This is a genomic window from Pedobacter sp. P26 (assembly GCF_050632135.1).
Lineage (GTDB): Bacteria > Bacteroidota > Bacteroidia > Sphingobacteriales > Sphingobacteriaceae > Pedobacter.
Map to the genome: position 1 here is coordinate 5,349,008 of NZ_CP192574.1, position 16,240 is coordinate 5,365,247.

16 protein-coding genes are annotated in these 16,240 nt (G+C 38.4%); 6 read left to right on the forward strand and 10 right to left on the reverse strand.

The window, feature by feature from the left end; translation table 11 throughout:
* Positions 1-97: 97 nt before the first annotated feature.
* Together lptB and recJ are read right to left on the reverse strand one after the other, a co-directional pair.
* Entirely contained in the window at positions 98-838 is a 741-nt protein-coding gene (gene lptB, locus ACQ86H_RS24795) for an LPS export ABC transporter ATP-binding protein (protein ID WP_090502159.1), read from the reverse strand.
* Between the two features lie 82 nt (positions 839-920).
* Positions 921-2,621, reverse strand: coding sequence for a single-stranded-DNA-specific exonuclease RecJ (gene recJ, locus ACQ86H_RS24800; protein WP_431292822.1), 1,701 nt, complete (start codon positions 2,619-2,621; stop codon positions 921-923).
* Positions 2,622-2,961: 340 nt separating this feature from the next.
* Here recJ and ACQ86H_RS24805 point away from each other — a divergent pair, with 340 nt between their 5' ends.
* Positions 2,962-3,729 carry an MBL fold metallo-hydrolase gene (locus tag ACQ86H_RS24805; RefSeq protein ID WP_431292823.1) on the forward strand — a complete coding sequence of 256 codons (768 nt, stop codon included), beginning with the start codon at positions 2,962-2,964 and terminating at the stop codon, positions 3,727-3,729.
* A 396-nt stretch (positions 3,730-4,125) separates the two neighbouring features.
* Here the strand turns inward: ACQ86H_RS24805 and ACQ86H_RS24810 are convergent, their stop codons facing one another.
* From ACQ86H_RS24810 to gcvP, 4 genes are all read right to left on the reverse strand, one after another.
* Positions 4,126-4,509, reverse strand: a complete 384-nt coding sequence (locus ACQ86H_RS24810; protein ID WP_431292824.1) for a YceI family protein — start codon at positions 4,507-4,509, stop codon at positions 4,126-4,128.
* Positions 4,475-4,714, reverse strand: a complete 240-nt coding sequence (locus tag ACQ86H_RS24815; protein ID WP_431292825.1) for a hypothetical protein — start codon at positions 4,712-4,714, stop codon at positions 4,475-4,477. Before ACQ86H_RS24815 ends, ACQ86H_RS24810 begins: the two co-directional genes overlap by 35 nt.
* Positions 4,715-4,956: 242 nt before the next feature.
* Positions 4,957-5,109, reverse strand: coding sequence for a hypothetical protein (locus ACQ86H_RS24820; protein ID WP_431292826.1), 153 nt, complete (start codon positions 5,107-5,109; stop codon positions 4,957-4,959).
* A 564-nt stretch (positions 5,110-5,673) separates the two neighbouring features.
* A complete protein-coding gene (gene gcvP / locus ACQ86H_RS24825; protein WP_431292827.1) occupies positions 5,674-8,550 on the reverse strand; it encodes an aminomethyl-transferring glycine dehydrogenase in 2,877 nt (958 codons plus the stop codon).
* Between the two features lie 341 nt (positions 8,551-8,891).
* Here gcvP and ACQ86H_RS24830 point away from each other — a divergent pair, with 341 nt between their 5' ends.
* From ACQ86H_RS24830 to ACQ86H_RS24845, 4 genes are all read left to right on the forward strand, one after another.
* Entirely contained in the window at positions 8,892-9,740 is an 849-nt protein-coding gene (locus ACQ86H_RS24830; protein ID WP_431292828.1) for a hypothetical protein, read from the forward strand.
* Positions 9,741-10,006: 266 nt separating this feature from the next.
* On the forward strand, positions 10,007-10,393 hold the full coding sequence (locus ACQ86H_RS24835; protein ID WP_431292829.1) for a PadR family transcriptional regulator: 387 nt from the start codon (positions 10,007-10,009) through the stop codon (positions 10,391-10,393).
* Positions 10,390-10,959 carry an HAAS signaling domain-containing protein gene (locus tag ACQ86H_RS24840; protein WP_431292830.1) on the forward strand — a complete coding sequence of 190 codons (570 nt, stop codon included), beginning with the start codon at positions 10,390-10,392 and terminating at the stop codon, positions 10,957-10,959. Before ACQ86H_RS24835 ends, ACQ86H_RS24840 begins: the two co-directional genes overlap by 4 nt.
* A gap of 24 nt (positions 10,960-10,983) precedes the next feature.
* Entirely contained in the window at positions 10,984-12,306 is a 1,323-nt protein-coding gene (locus tag ACQ86H_RS24845; protein WP_431292831.1) for a serine hydrolase domain-containing protein, read from the forward strand.
* 48 nt (positions 12,307-12,354) lie between these two features.
* Here the strand turns inward: ACQ86H_RS24845 and ACQ86H_RS24850 are convergent, their stop codons facing one another.
* The 4 genes from ACQ86H_RS24850 to ACQ86H_RS24865 all read right to left on the reverse strand — a co-directional run bounded on the left by ACQ86H_RS24850 (position 12,355) and on the right by ACQ86H_RS24865 (position 14,849).
* The gene (locus ACQ86H_RS24850; protein ID WP_431292832.1) at positions 12,355-12,918 is read right to left on the reverse strand and encodes a hypothetical protein; all 564 of its coding nucleotides are present in this window, start codon (positions 12,916-12,918) and stop codon (positions 12,355-12,357) included.
* A 196-nt stretch (positions 12,919-13,114) separates the two neighbouring features.
* Positions 13,115-13,438 (reverse strand): EamA family transporter, encoded by a 324-nt coding sequence (locus ACQ86H_RS24855; RefSeq protein ID WP_431292833.1) that lies wholly within the window; start codon positions 13,436-13,438, stop codon positions 13,115-13,117.
* Complete coding sequence (locus ACQ86H_RS24860; RefSeq protein WP_431292834.1) at positions 13,438-14,025, reverse strand: EamA family transporter; 588 nt, start codon at positions 14,023-14,025, stop codon at positions 13,438-13,440. Before ACQ86H_RS24860 ends, ACQ86H_RS24855 begins: the two co-directional genes overlap by 1 nt.
* 107 nt (positions 14,026-14,132) lie before the next feature.
* Complete coding sequence (locus ACQ86H_RS24865; protein ID WP_431292835.1) at positions 14,133-14,849, reverse strand: pyridoxine 5'-phosphate synthase; 717 nt, start codon at positions 14,847-14,849, stop codon at positions 14,133-14,135.
* A gap of 82 nt (positions 14,850-14,931) precedes the next feature.
* Here ACQ86H_RS24865 and ACQ86H_RS24870 point away from each other — a divergent pair, with 82 nt between their 5' ends.
* A complete protein-coding gene (locus tag ACQ86H_RS24870) occupies positions 14,932-16,230 on the forward strand; it encodes an ArnT family glycosyltransferase (RefSeq protein ID WP_431292836.1) in 1,299 nt (432 codons plus the stop codon).
* The last annotated feature ends 10 nt before the right edge of the window (positions 16,231-16,240 follow it).

The following is a 16,240-nucleotide window of genomic DNA, read 5'->3' on the forward strand; positions in this document are numbered from 1 at the left end:
AAATAATTTTATAACTTTAGTTCTAACATTGCGATTAGGCAACACCCAAAATGAAAATTTGTTTGTTAATCAAATACTTTTATCGGCGATAGAACGCTTAAACATCAAATTTTTTCCGTTTTAATACGAAGTTCGAGCCTAAATATACCTTTCTCACCATTTCGTTTTCAGCCAAAACTTCAGGGACACCCTGCTCTAAAATTTTACCTTCAAAAAGCAGGTAAGCCCTATCGGTAATCGACAGCGTTTCCTGTACATTGTGGTCGGTAATTAAGATGCCTATGTTTTTATGTTTCAGTTTAGCCACAATACTTTGGATTTCCTCTACCGCAATGGGATCTACCCCTGCAAAAGGCTCATCTAGTAAAATAAAATTAGGGTTAGCGGCTAAAGCACGGGCAATTTCGGTACGGCGGCGCTCACCTCCTGACAATAGATCGCCACGGTTTTTACGCACTTTATGTAAACTAAACTCGTTGATCAGTTCTTCAAGTTTATCGCGCTGTTCTTCCTTAGTCAATTTGCTCATTTCCAAAATGGCCAGGATATTATCTTCTACGGTAAGTTTTCTAAAAACAGATGCCTCCTGGGCTAAATAACCGATTCCTTTTTGTGCCCTGCGGTACATCGGATCTTCGGTAATATCTTCCTCTTCCAGGAAAATGCGGCCTTCATTTGGTTTGATCAAACCTACGATCATGTAAAAGGAAGTTGTTTTTCCCGCACCGTTCGGGCCTAAAAGCCCAACAATTTCCCCTTGACTTACGTTAAAGGAAACGTTGTTTACAACGGTACGTTGCTTATATTTTTTAACCAGATTTTCGGCTTTTAAGATCATATATCTATTGATATTCTTCGGCTGTCACGTTGACCTTGTCTAAATGTCCTTCGACAGGCTCAGGATGACACCTTAGAAATATTTAATTAACTTTTATTCCTTTAATATTTAACTGCAAACGTTTCTTATCCCGCCACACGTTTTCTTCTAACGTATAACAAACGGAAAACGGCACCTTTGGTTGCAAAAGATTTTGAAATTCCGCCAACCCGAATGCAATGCCCTCAAAAATAGGCGAATTTTGTTGTTTTATATTAATTTTTAAATGATTTTGGCCAACTGCCATGGCCTGTTGTGCCAGGTATACGTTATGTGTAACAAAAATAGGTGCCATATTTTCTGGCCCGAATGGTCCCATCTGCGATAAAACCCTGTAAAACTTGCCATCTATCTGTGCCAGTTCAATTTCGGCATCAATCCTGATCATTGGGGTCAGCAGTTCTTCTGTAATGCTCGCAGAAACAATTTCTTCAAATTTATCGGCAAAGGCATCAATATTATGTTCCTGCATGGTTAAACCAGCAGCAAATTTATGTCCACCGTACTGATCCAGTAAGTGAGCACATCCACTTAAAGCCTCATATAAATCGAAGCCCACCACCGATCGGCAGGAACCGGCCACTTGACCGTTAGATTTTGTAAGTACAATAGTCGGACGGTAATATTTTTCCGTTAAACGCGAAGCCACTATCCCGATTACCCCTTTGTGCCAACTTTCGTTAAATACTACGGTCGTTTTTCTGTTGATGAGGATCTCACTTTCGCCGATTAATGCCAAAGCTTCGCGGGTAATGTCCTGATCGTAAGTTTTACGTTCGGTATTTTTAAGGTTAATGATTTCGCTTTGCTCCAATGAGTTACTATCCACCTGGCAGAGCAACATGGCAACAGCATGTTTGGCGTGGTCTATCCTGCCAGCGGCATTAATCCGTGGACCTAATGTGAAAACCACATCCGTAATGCTATAATTTTCGGTTTTGCCCGAAACTTCCATCAAAGCCCTTAAGCCTTCGCAGGGATTACTATTTAATTTTTTCAGCCCGTAATAAGCTAAAATTCTGTTCTCCCCTACTACAGGAACAATATCGGCCGCGATGCTCACCATCACCAGATCTAAATATTGCAGATAGCTTTCTTTCGGAAGCTGGTGTTTTTGTGCATAGGCCTGCGCCAGTTTAAAACCGATTCCGCAGCCGGCCAGTTCTTTAAAAGGATATACACAATCTGAACGTTTAGGATCTAAAACGGCAATGGCCTGAGGCAGTTCATCTCCAGGTAAATGGTGATCGCAGATAATGAAATCAACGCCTAGATTATTTGCATAATCAATTTTATCGGTCGATTTTATACCACAATCTAACGCTATAATTAACGAGAATCCATTTTCGCTAGCATAGTCAATTCCAGCTGTAGAAATGCCATAACCTTCCAGATAGCGGTCTGGAATATAATATTCTATATTTTTAGTGAGCTGTGAAAAGAAACTGAAAGCCAGTGCAACTGAAGTGGTCCCATCAACATCATAATCGCCATAGATCAATATTTTTTCATGATTGGTTAATGCTGTTTCAATACGGGCAATAGCAACATCCATATCCTTCATTAAAAAAGGATCGTGAAGATGATCAAGGTCTGGTCTGAAGAAATCTTTCGCCTGATCAAAATCACAGATATTCCGCTGCACTAGAATCTGTGCCAATGAGCGGTCTATGTTTAGTTGTTCTGCTACTTTTGCTACTGTATCATCATTACAATCTGATGTAAGCACCCATCTTTTTTCCATTTTATACTGTCTCCGAACAGTAAATATACATTTTAATTGGATATGCTGGTGGTAAACTTTGATGCACTACCTTACAAAACATTTAAATACAAAAAGTTAGGTTTTACTTCGAAATTCCTAAATCGTTTATTTCGCATTTATGCTTGAGACCAATCAATAAAAGCAAATCCATCCTGCTGCAATACCTTTCTGCAAAAGAGAATTAAAAATTTTTATTCGGAGGTTCATGGCAGAAATTTAAGTATGCTATTTTACAAAAAAAGGAAGTATACAAGCTTTTACCAAAACAAATACACGAGTTTAGATTGTTACCTTTGTATAAACATTAAAAAATAACATTTTGCAAGTTCACACCCTATTCGAAGGAACCTATTCGGTTGATGCGTCAAAGAAATTTGTACCTTTCGACCCCGCTATGCACAATTATAAAGACAGACCTGCTTCATTATTCATCAATGTTCAGCCTTTTTTGGTGGAGCTGAAAAACGACCTCGTACTTTTTGATACGGGTTTAGGTTTTAGTGACGACCATGGCGAACTGATTTTACATAAAAATATCCGCAATGCAGGTTTCGATCCAACTGATGTTACCAAAGTTTTAATGTCGCACTTACATTACGACCACTCAGGCGGCATGATTCACAAACAGAATAACGATAAAGTAGACCTAAGTTTCCCTGATGCAGAATATGTCATTAACCGGGGAGAATGGGAAACCGCTTTCAGCAGCACGTCTTCGTCTTACCGTACCGATATTTTCGATTTTGTACAACGTAACGCGCAATTAAAATTTGTAGAGGGTGATGGCGCTCTGGATGAAACCATTGCTTACGAATTTACCGGTGCCCACTGCCCAAACCACCAGGTTTTCCTTTTAACAGAAGGCAATCAAAAAGTATTTTTTGGAGGTGATGTTTTACCAGAACCTGAAGAACTGGTTAAAAATTTTATTGCCAAATACGATTTCGATGGCCGTAAGGCAATGGAATTAAGAAAGGAGTTTGGAAAAAGAGCAGCTGAAGAAAACTGGGAATGTTTATTCTACCATGGCAAAAGCGCTGCAACTGGCTTTGTGGATGCTGTCGAAGGCGGATTTAAGATAAGATAAGTCCACTCTTTTTACCGCAAAGCGCGCAGAGTTGCTTTTTTACCACAAAGGTCACAAAGAAAATGCACAAAGTACACAGAGCTGAGTGCTTATAGCTATAGAATCTCTGTGTTCCTCTGTGTAAAACTCATGCACTCTGTGGTAAAAACTTAGCACTCTTTGCGGTTAAACAAAAAATAGCACCTTTTTTACCACAAAGGTCACAGAGAAAATGCACAAAGTACACAGAGCTGGGCGCTCAGGGCTATAGACTCTCTGTGTTCCTCTGTGTAAAAACTCAATGCACCCAGTGCGTAAAAACTTAGCGCCCCTTCGCGTCAAGCTTAGCGCTCTTTGCGGTTAAACAAAAAAAGCCCTGACAAATGTCGAGGCTTTCCTTTTCCGAGACGGAAATAATTATTTTTTAGCTACCAATTTAACAGTCAATTCGAAGTTATCATCAATTGCTTTGTCGCCAATGCTATCGAAGAATGATTTTGAACCGTATTTGATGTCATATTTAGTTCTGTCTACAACGATTTTACCAGCTAAAGCTGAAGCTGTTCCATCTGCATTTACCGTTACAGTTGCAGGGAAGCTTAATGGTTTAGTGATACCTTTGATGGTTAAATTACCTGATACCGTTACGTTAGCACCTGAACCAGCAACTTTAGTAATTACGAAAGTTGAAGTTGGGAATTTAGCTGTACCGAAGAAATCGTCTGCTTTTAAGTGTCCTTCTAATTTTGCGCTGCCATCAGCATCTTTAATTGAAGTCATATCGATAACAAAAAGTACCACCTGTTACGCTTTTACCATTAACAGCTAATGTACCTGATTGTAAAGCTACTGTTCCGTTGTGAGAACCTGTTACTTTTTTACCAATCCAGGTAATGGTCGATTTTGCTGCGTCTACAGTATAAGTTACTGGTTTAGTTGGGTTTTTAAAGGCCGACAATGCTACTACTGCCACTAATAAAAAAATTGAGCTAATTTTTAATTTCATTTTCTGGTTTTTAAAATTTGATACAAATATAGATGAACTACCAATATCTGGTTGTTGACCTATGTTAAGTTTTTTCAAAAATAATCAGATATCTTAAAATCATTCTATTGACTGCAGGATTGTAGTGAAGGTTTAATCTGTTTACTTTTTTATGTGAATAGAAAGGTAGAAGGCGGAAGGTTTAAGGTAGAGGGGTTTTGTGCTAAACCTAAAAAGGCATAGATGGAAAGTTGTTCCAAACCCTAAATATTATCTTTTTCTCCAGCTAACCAATAGCTCGCCTGCTTCAACATCCAAAATGTTGCTACATCAAACAGTCTTTTAATTGAAGGCTGAGCCGTATTGGTACACCAGCTTGATACGGTCTCCGGTGCAATTTTTAATGCATCAGCCAATTCTTTATTGGTAATCCCTTTTTAGCCAGAGCGGCCTTTATTCTATTATAGTTGATTTTAGTCATAACTGATAGATCACCCAAATATAATATTTATGCCAGTTATCTACAGGTGCAAAAGAGTTAACAATTGCAATATTGGTTTTACTTACAACCTTTCATTCCTAAACCTGAGAGCAGCGGAATCCTTTTTGTTTTGCAGCAACCTCGAATATGCTGTCATGCTGAGGCACGAAGCATCTGCAACCTATGAAACAGATGCTTCGTGCCTCAGCATGACAGTACCACAAAAAGATTGAAGCGCCCGCCTGCAGTACGGGCAGGAATAGCAGGGCTGCAGCTTCCGATGAAAAAGTGACATTCATTTCTAAAAAAATCTACAAGCTTTATGAATGAATCCATAAAACTTGCAGATTAATATATTCGTGAGGACACGAACCTAGGCATTTATAATTTATCTAAATAGATTGCCACGTCGTTCCTCCTCGCAATGACGATCTGGAGTAGTAATTAAGGCGATGGAAAAGAAAATCCTAAACCTTCTACCTTCCCGCCTTCTACCTTACTAAGGAACTATTTCTTCTAAATAACTCTCCACCGGCGGACAAGCACAGATTAATGATCTATCGCCATGACTATCGTTAACACGACCAACCGATGGCCAGAACTTGCGCTCTAACACATAAGGAAGTGGGAAAGCAGCTGTTTGACGGCTATAAGTATGATCCCATTCGTTAGCGGTAATTACCGATACGGTATGTGGTGCATTTTTTAAAGGATTATCCGTTTTATCGAAAGTTCCGTTTTCTACAGCGGTAATTTCGTTTTTAATTGCAATTAAAGCATCACAGAAACGGTCTAACTCATGTTTAGGCTCGGATTCTGTTGGCTCAACCATCAAAGTACCCGCAACCGGGAACGAAACCGTTGGTGCATGGAAACCATAATCCATTAAACGTTTTGCAATATCGGTCACTTCGATTCCGAAAGCTTTGAAAGAACGGCAATCCAGGATCATCTCGTGTGCACAACGTCCCTGAGCACCTGAATAAAGTACCGGATAGTGTTGCTCTAAACGCGCTTTCATGTAGTTTGCGTTTAAAATGGCATATTTGGTAGCGTTAGTTAACCCTTCAGCACCCATCATCGCAATATAAGCGTGAGAAATGATCAGGATAGAAGCCGAACCCCAAGGTGCAGATGAAACTGCAGAAATAGATTTTCCTTTGTCGATATCAACCACAGCATGACCTGGAAGATAAGGAACCAGGTGTTTTGCCACACCAATTGGACCCATACCTGGACCGCCACCACCGTGAGGGATGCAGAACGTTTTGTGTAAATTTAAGTGACAAACATCGGCACCGATATTAGCCGGACTTGTTAAACCAACCTGTGCATTCATATTTGCACCATCCATATAAACCTGTCCGCCGTTAGCGTGGATGGTTTCGCAGATTTCGATAATGCTTTCTTCGAACACACCGTGAGTAGATGGATAAGTTACCATCAAACACGATAAGTTGTCTTTGTGTAATTCTGCTTTCGCTTTTAAATCTTCAACATCGATATTACCGTTTTCTAAAGATTTAACCACCACAATTTTCATGTCGGCCATTGCCGCAGAAGCAGGGTTGGTTCCGTGCGCCGAAGCAGGAATCAAGGCTACGTTACGGTGGAAATCGCCCCTATCGTGGTGATAAGCACGGATAACCATTAAACCAGCATATTCACCCTGAGCACCAGCATTTGGCTGTAAACTCATAGCCGCAAAACCGGTAATTTCGCTTAACCATTTATCAAGCTCATTGAAAACCGAATAATAACCCAAGACCTGATCGGCAGGGGCAAACGGGTGGATGCGACCGAAATGAGACCAGGTAACCGGGATCATTTCTGCAGTAGCGTTTAATTTCATGGTACAGCTACCCAAAGCAATCATCGAGTGGCAAAGCGATAAATCTTTTGCTTCTAATGATTTGATATAACGCAACATTTCGTGTTCCGAGTGGTGCGAGTTAAAAATTGGGTGTGTTAAATAATCCGAAGTACGTTGTAAAGCAACTGGGATAACGGTTTCTACATTTTCTACCACCTCAACCTGATCAGCTGCAATAGCTTTAACTTTTGCAAAGATTTTAGCAATTAAAGCCACATCTTCGAAAGTGCTGGTTTCGTCGAACGAAATGGTTGCTACGTTACCAACATAGTTCAAGTTAATTTCGTTATCAATACATCCTGAATGGATACCACCTTTTAAATCGCCTAAATCGAAACGGATGGTGTCGAAATAAGCTGAATTTAACTGCTCAAAACCTAAACCTTTTAAAGTAGAGGCTAAACTGATGGCCAAACCATGTGTACGTTCTGCAATGGCTTTTAGTCCTTTCGGACCGTGGTAAGCAGCGTAGAAACCAGCCATAATAGCTAACAGTGCCTGTGCAGTACAAATGTTTGAAGTGGCTTTATCTCTACGAATGTGCTGTTCACGGGTTTGCAAGGCCATGCGTAAAGCATAATCGCCATGACTATCGATGGTTACACCGATAATACGGCCAGGGATGTTACGCTTATATTCTTCTTTAGTTGCAAAAAATGCAGCGTGTGGTCCGCCGAAGCCCATTGGAATGCCCAAACGCTGAGTAGTACCTACAACTACATCAGCTCCCCACTCGCCCGGAGGCGTTAATAAGGTTAAGCTTAAAATATCAGCAACTACGGTTAATTTAATATTTTGACTGTGTAATGCAGATGCAAAAGCTGCATAATCGAAAACTTCACCATTTCCTGCCGGATATTGAACAATTGCTCCGAAAAATTCTTCGGTAGCAGTGAAATCTGAATGACTTCCGATAACCAGTTCTATACCGTAAGGGTTAGCACGTGTTTTTAAAATATCGATCGTTTGAGGAAAAACAAGTTCCGAAACGAAGAATTTTTTAGCTGACTGGTTTTTACGCAAGCTATATTGCATAAACATTGCTTCAGCAGCAGCGGTACCTTCATCCAATAAAGAAGCATTGGCAATTTCCATCCCGGTTAAATCGATAACCATGGTTTGAAAATTTAATAAAGCCTGTAAACGGCCCTGTGCAATTTCTGCCTGGTATGGCGTATATTGTGTATACCATCCTGGATTTTCGAATACATTACGTAAAATTACTCCCGGTGTAATGGTATCGTAATAACCCTGACCGATAAAGCTTTTGAAAACTTTATTCAATAATGAAGTTTGTTTTAAAGCACCAAGATATTCAGTTTCTGATTTCGCAGCAGGCAAATTTAAAGGCTGTTTTAACCTAATTGCCGCCGGAACAGTTTGTTCTATCAGCTCATCAATAGAATTTACGCCAACAGTTTGCAACATTTCGGCTTTATCTGCCTCATTTGGTGCAATATGACGATTTTGAAAATCTTCCTTGTAGTGGATATTTAAGCTCATGCGGTATGAATAATAAATTTGCGTGCAAAGGTAGCAAAAATGAAGCTGTATTTCACTATCAATCAGTGTAAAAAAGGCGTCTTATTTATGCTAAAAGCTACAAAACAGATAGATTTTATAAGCAAAAACCTGCACAAACGTTTGTTCAATTTTAAGCTGATATTTTGATTATTTGAAAAGCAGTGGTTATACTGAATTTAAATCTGTTTAGCCTGACGAGTTTCGATCTTTTGTAACCTGTTAGACTGAGGCCCGATACATCTCCAATGTAAAATAGAAGCTACCTAAGGAAAGAAAAAAAGCATTTGTATAAATTTGAAAAGCATTTATCCCCTTGTTTTATGTCAACCCATAAAAATAACGTCGCACTTTTAGTTCATGCCTGCGATAGTTATGAATTTCTTTATAAAGGTTTTGATTACACTTTCTCAGAAAACTGGGATTTTAAAACACCATGCAACTATTATTTCGCTACAGAAGTAAAAGAAGTAGAGGTGAACGGTTTTATAAACATCAAATCGGGCGCAGGCGAGTGGGCAGATCGCCTGGTAACGCTGTTAAGTAATATAGACGAAAAATATATACTCTACTTCCAGGAAGATATGTGGTTAAGCAAACCCATAAATCCTAAGTTCTTCACAGTATTGTTCGAACAGGCAGTTGAAAACGATTGGCAACAGGTTAAACTTCATAGTTCTAGTGTTTACAAAACTAAGGGAACCACTAATTTTATTGAAGGATTTAATATTGCGGAAATCGATAATGAGGCGTCACTTTTTTTAATGTCGCACCAGATTACGCTTTGGGAAAAAGATTTTCTGCTTGCACAGCTTTATAAAAAGGAACATCCATGGAGGAATGAGCGTAAAGGCACTAAGAGATTGAAAAGATTAAATCCGCTTATTCTACATGCTGATTATTTTGCAGAAAACGGCGCGGAAGAAAACAATAAAAATAATAACCCGTCCGAACGAAGCGAGTACTATGCAGTTTCATTTAACAGCACCCTAAACCACAATGCCGTTCGGTTTATCGAGCTATTAAAATCGGGTAGTCAACCTCAAAAAGACTATGCTGAAGAGCTGCAAAAACATTATGACAATGATTTAACCCATAATGGCAAGGAAAGGCCTAAAAAAGAAGATTTGTTTAAAAAGCTTAAAACCTATCTGTGGAAAAAGAATTCATAATTAATTTTCGCATACCATATGTTTTGAAAAGCAATAGCTATGCTGAAATTCAAGTTTGTTCCCGCCATTCGCTTCAATTTTTGCTACGCTCTTGTCAGCACATAAAGGTTGCCTGAAACAAAAGGATCCTCAGTTCTGTCGCGTTTAAAAACGAAGGGACTACGATAAAAAAAGGGTTGCGGGATTGGAATTTTAAGTTAAATCCATTCAGAAATAAAAATCATATAACTCATTTTCAATCACTTATACAAACAAGAATTAAACACATGAAAAAATACATTGTTATACTATGTATTTTGTTATACATTTACATTATGAACGAAGATTTTATTAATAAATGGATATCGCAGGTTAAAAAGGGAACCCTATCCTTTATTGTGCTCAATGTTTTAAAAAGCGGAAAGGCCTATTACGGTTACGATCTGATCAATGAAATTAAAAAGATTACCGAAATCGAAATTGCCGAAGGAACCCTGTATCCGCTCATGAACCGCCTCAAAGATGAAAAACTGATTATATCAGAATGGGTTGAACAAGAATCGGGCATCCCCAGAAAATATTACAGCATCACGCCAGAAGGAAAAAATACGGTAACCAAAATGGAAGAATACTGGCACAACCTGAACAACTCTATTTTAAAAATTACGAAATGAAATTAAAAGAAATACAATTTAACGATCAATCGGCTGAGCGGATTTACAGAGATTATCTGTACAGAATAAGGAAAGAGGTTAAAGGCCTCAATCAGCAAAATCAGGATGAAATATTAATGGAGCTAAATAGCCACATTTATGAGAACCTGCAGGAACATCCAACTGGAAATGAAGTTGAAAAGCTACTTAATATCCTAGAAAAATTAGGAAGGCCTGAAGAAATACTCAAACCATTGGTGGCCGATAAAAAACTAGAAGAAGCGACTAAATCATTTAATCCATTACATATTTTCAGGGCTTTAATGCTCAATTTAACCAATGGCATATCGTACATTATATTTTTTATACTGTACCTGTTTTTGTTTGGTTTTGTTTTTTTGATAGGTGCAAAAATCTGGGACCCAACGGAGGTAGGCTTTTTTATAAACCAGGTGAAGTATTTGTACTTGGTCTATCAAAAGGATTGGTACATCCATCAGATGAACTTTTGGGTAACTGGTTTATTCCCGCAATGGTTGTTTCTGCAATCGCACTCTACTTTATCATCACCTTACTCCTCAAATTAAAAAGAACAATCAACAAATAACATCATGATCAAAAAATTAACACTCCTTACCTTTCTGATAACCCTGGCTCATTTCAGCTTTTCACAATCTTTTGATAAAACCAGGCTGGATGCCTATTTCGATACCCTTGGTAAATACAATAAGTTTATGGGAAGTGTAGCCATTGCTCAAAACGGCAATCTGATTTACAGCCGTTCATTAGGCTTCGCCGACATCGAACACAAACAAAAAGCAAACGAAAACACTAAATACAGGATCGGATCTATTTCCAAAACCTTTACGGCTGTTTTAATCTTTAAAGCCATTGACGAAAAGAAAGTTAGCCTCGATCAAACTATTCAAAAATTTTTCCCGGAAATCAAAAATGCAGGTAAGATCACCATCTCTAATTTGCTTTACCACAGAAGCGGAATACATGATTTTACAGATGATAAAGAGGAATACTTGAAATGGCATACACAACCCAAAACCGAAAAAGAAATGCTTGCTGTGATCAGTAAGGGCGGGATTGACTTTGAGCCAGACACAGAATCTGATTACAGCAATTCGAACTATTTGCTGCTATCATACCTTCTGGAAAAAATATTTAAAATGCCTTATTCCCAGATATTAGACAAATACATTGCTAAACGTCTTGCCTTAAAAAACACTTTTTTAGGGAAAAAGATAAATTCAAAAAATAACGAAGCCAGCTCCTATCGTTTTGAAGGGGATTGGAAATTAGAGGATGAAACTGACATCTCAATTCCACTCGGTTCTGGCGGAATTGTTTCAACCCCGATCGATCTGGTGAAATTCAGTACAGCATTATTCGGAGGAAAACTGATTTCTCAAAAGAGTTTAGCGCAAATGAAAATCATTAATGGCAAATATGGCATGGGCATTTCGGCTATTCCATTTTACGACAAGGCGGGTTTTGGACATTCAGGCAGTATAGACGGTTTCAGTGCTACATTTTCTAATTTTAGCGATGGAAATATAGCTTATGCTTTAACTGGAAATGGTGCAAATTTCAGCAATAATTCCATTTCATTGGCAGTATTAAGCGCTGCTTTTAATAAGGATTATCAAATTCCAGACTTTAAAACGGTTGAACAAAGTACTGCAGAATTAAATAAATACTTAGGCACTTATGTATCAGCAGCTATCCCGATAAAAATCACGGTTACCAAAGACAATACAACTTTAATAGCACAGGCTACAGGTCAATCTGCTACGAGATTAACATCCAAAGGTAATCACGAATTTAAATTTGAAGAAGCGGGCATAGTGCTATCTTTCAACCCAACAGAAAATCAAATGAGCCTGAAACAGGGCGGCAAAGAATTTAAGTTTACAAAAGAATAAATTGATTGCACATTGGGGAGCAGGTTAGTTTAATACAGACTAATCTGCTTAGTTCTGTACTTTCCAGCCCTCATCTTTACTCAACTTTAATTTATAAGTTTTGGTAATGAAGTTGCTGTTTTTGTTTGCGTCCTTATCGAAAGGCTCGAAATCAGTAGTGGTCATTTTAAGTGATACGGTAACCTTTGCTGTGCTTGAGTTGACCTGAGCAAAATCGACTGGTTTATCTTCTGATAAAACATATTCTACCACTTTTACCGTGGCCCTGTCACCATCCTGTTTCAATACTAACGGACTTGCTTTATCGGTTAAGGTAATCTGGTAAACAAAACTGCTATCTTTCGAAAGAAATTTCTTATTAGCCTCTTTTAAGCTTAGGGTAACCAGGCCTTTGCTGGCTAAAGATTTATATTTCCCCAGTTCGAACATATCGTTTGTACTGTTAAATTTCATCTCTCCAAATCTAAATCTGGTAGTTTTATATTCCGGATTGGCCTTTAAATAACTGGTAATCACTTTGGCTGCCTCATCCTGATTGATGGTGGTTTTGGTTTTACATGCGGTTAATCCAACGATGATGAAGGATAAAATATAGATTGTAAGTTTTTTCATGTGTATATGCTTTATGCTTTTTAAAGATATTTAATTTTAGTTTAACCGCAAAGAACGCGAAGTTTATTAATCTTTAAGGCTTAAACTACAAAGGCGCTAAGAACGCTAAGTTGCATCAAGGCCAACAATAAATTCCAAAAGCCTTGCTTTCTGCCCTCTGTGCCTTCACTCAGTGTATTTTGTGGTAAAAACCACATTATTTCTTTTTTAGATATTTTAAATTCGGCAAAACCATTGCTGATAAAATTACCACAACACCAAGCCACCTTAAAAACGATACCTGCTCTTGCAGCACGAAACCAGCCATCATTACCGCAACCGGCAACTCTGCAGCACTTAATATCGAACTTATGGCTGTTCCAATTCTCGGCACGCCTTCTGCGTAAAATAAAGGGGGAATAACCGTACCAAAAACTGAGATAATCAATCCCCATTTCAATAAACTTCCACCCAAAGCACCATTAAACAAAAATGCTGGCGGGAAGATGATGAAGATCAATATACAGGCACCAGTAATCATCAGGGCACTCTTTTTAAGGGTGCATATTCATTTCCGATTCTACCGCTCAATAACAAAAAGCCGGCATAACAAAGTGCAGCCAGCAAACCAAAACCAATCCCTTTTAAATCCATGCTTCCAATGCTGGTTTCTACCATTCCACTGGCCAAAACTGTACCTCCTAAAACCAATAAAATAGCCACTAACTGTAAGGTGGTAGGTTTCTTTTTAAAAATGAGGTATTCCATTAATATACTCATCCAGATAAACTGCATCAATAAAATAATGGCAACCGAATTGGGCACCAACTTCACACATTGATAGTAAAAAATACTGACCAAACCTGTGCATGTGCCCGCTATTATCATTTGCCACCAAGGTGTTTTAGCAGGAACTACTTTAGCCTTAAAAGTTCCGGTTCTACTTTGGAAGAAAAACAATACCCATAAAATTACCGCGCCCAAAAAAGCCTGAGCACCGGTAACATCACCCAAAGTGTAACCTTCGTGGTAAGCGAGTTTTACAAAAGTAGACAGGATCCCAAAACTACAGGCACCAAAAAAACAAGGAGAATTCCTTTTAACATAAAATTCAATATTTAACCGCAAAGGACACCAAAGTTTTCGCAAAGTATCGCAAAGATTAACTAAAATCTATACAGCCTACTTCGCGTTTCTTTGCGTCATTTTTCTTTGCAGTCTTTGCGGTTAAAAAACTAAACCAGTTGTTGTAAATATTTATGAACGGTTGTTTCTAAACCTAAATAAAGTGCATCGCTAATTAAAGCATGACCGATAGAAACTTCCAGCAAACCTGGAATGCTTTGTGCAAAATAATGCAGGTTATGCAGATCCAGATCGTGACCGGCATTGATGCCCAAACCTAAAGTATTGGCATGATGGGCAGCCGCGATATAATTTACAATTGCCTTTTCGCGATCGGCAAAATAATTATGCGCATAGGCTTCGGTATATAATTCGATACGGTCTGTTCCGGTTTCTACCGCTCCTTCAACCATTTCTACAACCGGATCAACAAAAATAGAAACGCGGATGCCTTCCTTTTGAAAAACAGCTACCATTTCTTTCAGGTAATCTTTATGTTTGATGGTATCCCAACCATGGTTCGAAGTAATCTGACCCTCCGCATCGGGTACCAAAGTAACCTGGGCAGGCTTGTTGGCCAAAACCAGATCAACAAATTTATCTTCTTTGCAATTTCCTTCAATATTAAATTCTGTCGCAATAACAGCCTTTAAATCGTATACATCCTGATAGCGGATATGGCGTTCATCAGGTCGTGGGTGCACTGTAATTCCCTGTGCACCGAAACGTTCGCAATCTAATGCAACCTTAACCAGATCAGGATTATTACCTCCGCGACTGTTGCGAAGTGTAGCAATTTTATTGATATTAACCGATAACTTTGTCATGAAGCAAAGATAAGGCTTTGCCCCTGTTAATCTTAAACCTTAAAAAAATTTGACTTTTTTTGCTCATATTTGCTTCCTGTAAATGAACTTAAAAGATACAACCCTATATAAATTCCTGATCGTTTTACTTGCAATTGCGAGTATACCAGCACTTTTTGGCGGCGTAATGGAGCCAGATGGCGCATTGTATGCTTCCATGTCTAAAAACATTATCCTGTTTAAAGATTGGTTTAATCTTTACGGCCGTGGGGCCGACTGGCTGGATAAACCTCACCTCACTTTTTGGATTTCTGCAGCATCTTTTAAAATTTTCGGAATGTCGTCTTTTGCCTATAAGTTACCCTCATTTCTATTTGGTTTACTGGGCGCAGGGTATTTATACAAATTAGCTAAAGATATATACGATGAAAAAACCGGATTAATCAGTGCGGTAATTTTTCTCAGTGCCTTACATATCATCACCTCTACTTTTGATGTCAGGGCCGAAATTTACATTACAACGTTCACATTAGCATCTATTTACCATTACTATAAGGCACATCAAAATTCCTTCTGGCACGTTGTAGCAGGTTCATTTTTTGCGGCCTGTGCGATATTGATCAAGGGAATTTTTGTATTGATTCCTGTATTTGCAGGCTTTATTATCTACTGGTTGCTTACAAAACAATACCATCAGCTTTTAAAACCGAAATGGTATATCGCTATCCTTTTGATTTTTGTTTTTATTACCCCTGAGCTGTATTCGCTTTACACACAATTCGATCTGCATCCCGAAAAAATTGTTTTTGAAAGAACTGGCGTTTCAGGCCTAAAATTTTTCTTTTGGGACAGTCAGTTTGGCCGTTTTTTTAACAATGGGCCAATTAAAGGCAAAGGGGATATTTCGTTTTTTCTGCACACTACCCTTTGGGCATTCCTTCCCTGGTCTGTATTATTTTATACAGCCGTTATAAATCTGTTTAAAAAGAAAAATAGAATTGCTTTAGCCCCTGAAAGCATTATGATCTGGGCAAGTGCAGCGGTTACTTTTCTGATCTTTTCTCTTTCTAAATTTCAGTTACCGCACTACATCCTGATCATCTTTCCCCAGTTTTCGATCATCACAGCCTTGTACCTGAGAAAGCTTAGCAGCAAAGGTTTAAAAACCTTCTTTATTATACAGAACATCATTTTCATTCTGGTTATTGCCTTACTTTCTGTCTTAGCCTTTTTCTTTGGATTTGAAAACCCATATTTAATTATTGGGATTATGCTTGTTGTTCTCGCCATCTCTTTCTTACTATTTAAAGGCATTTTATTGGAAACCATCATGGCCAGAAGTGCATTTTTATCTGTTGGATTAATGATATTTCTATTTGTTTTTTCTACCCGGCTATTTTAAAATATCAATC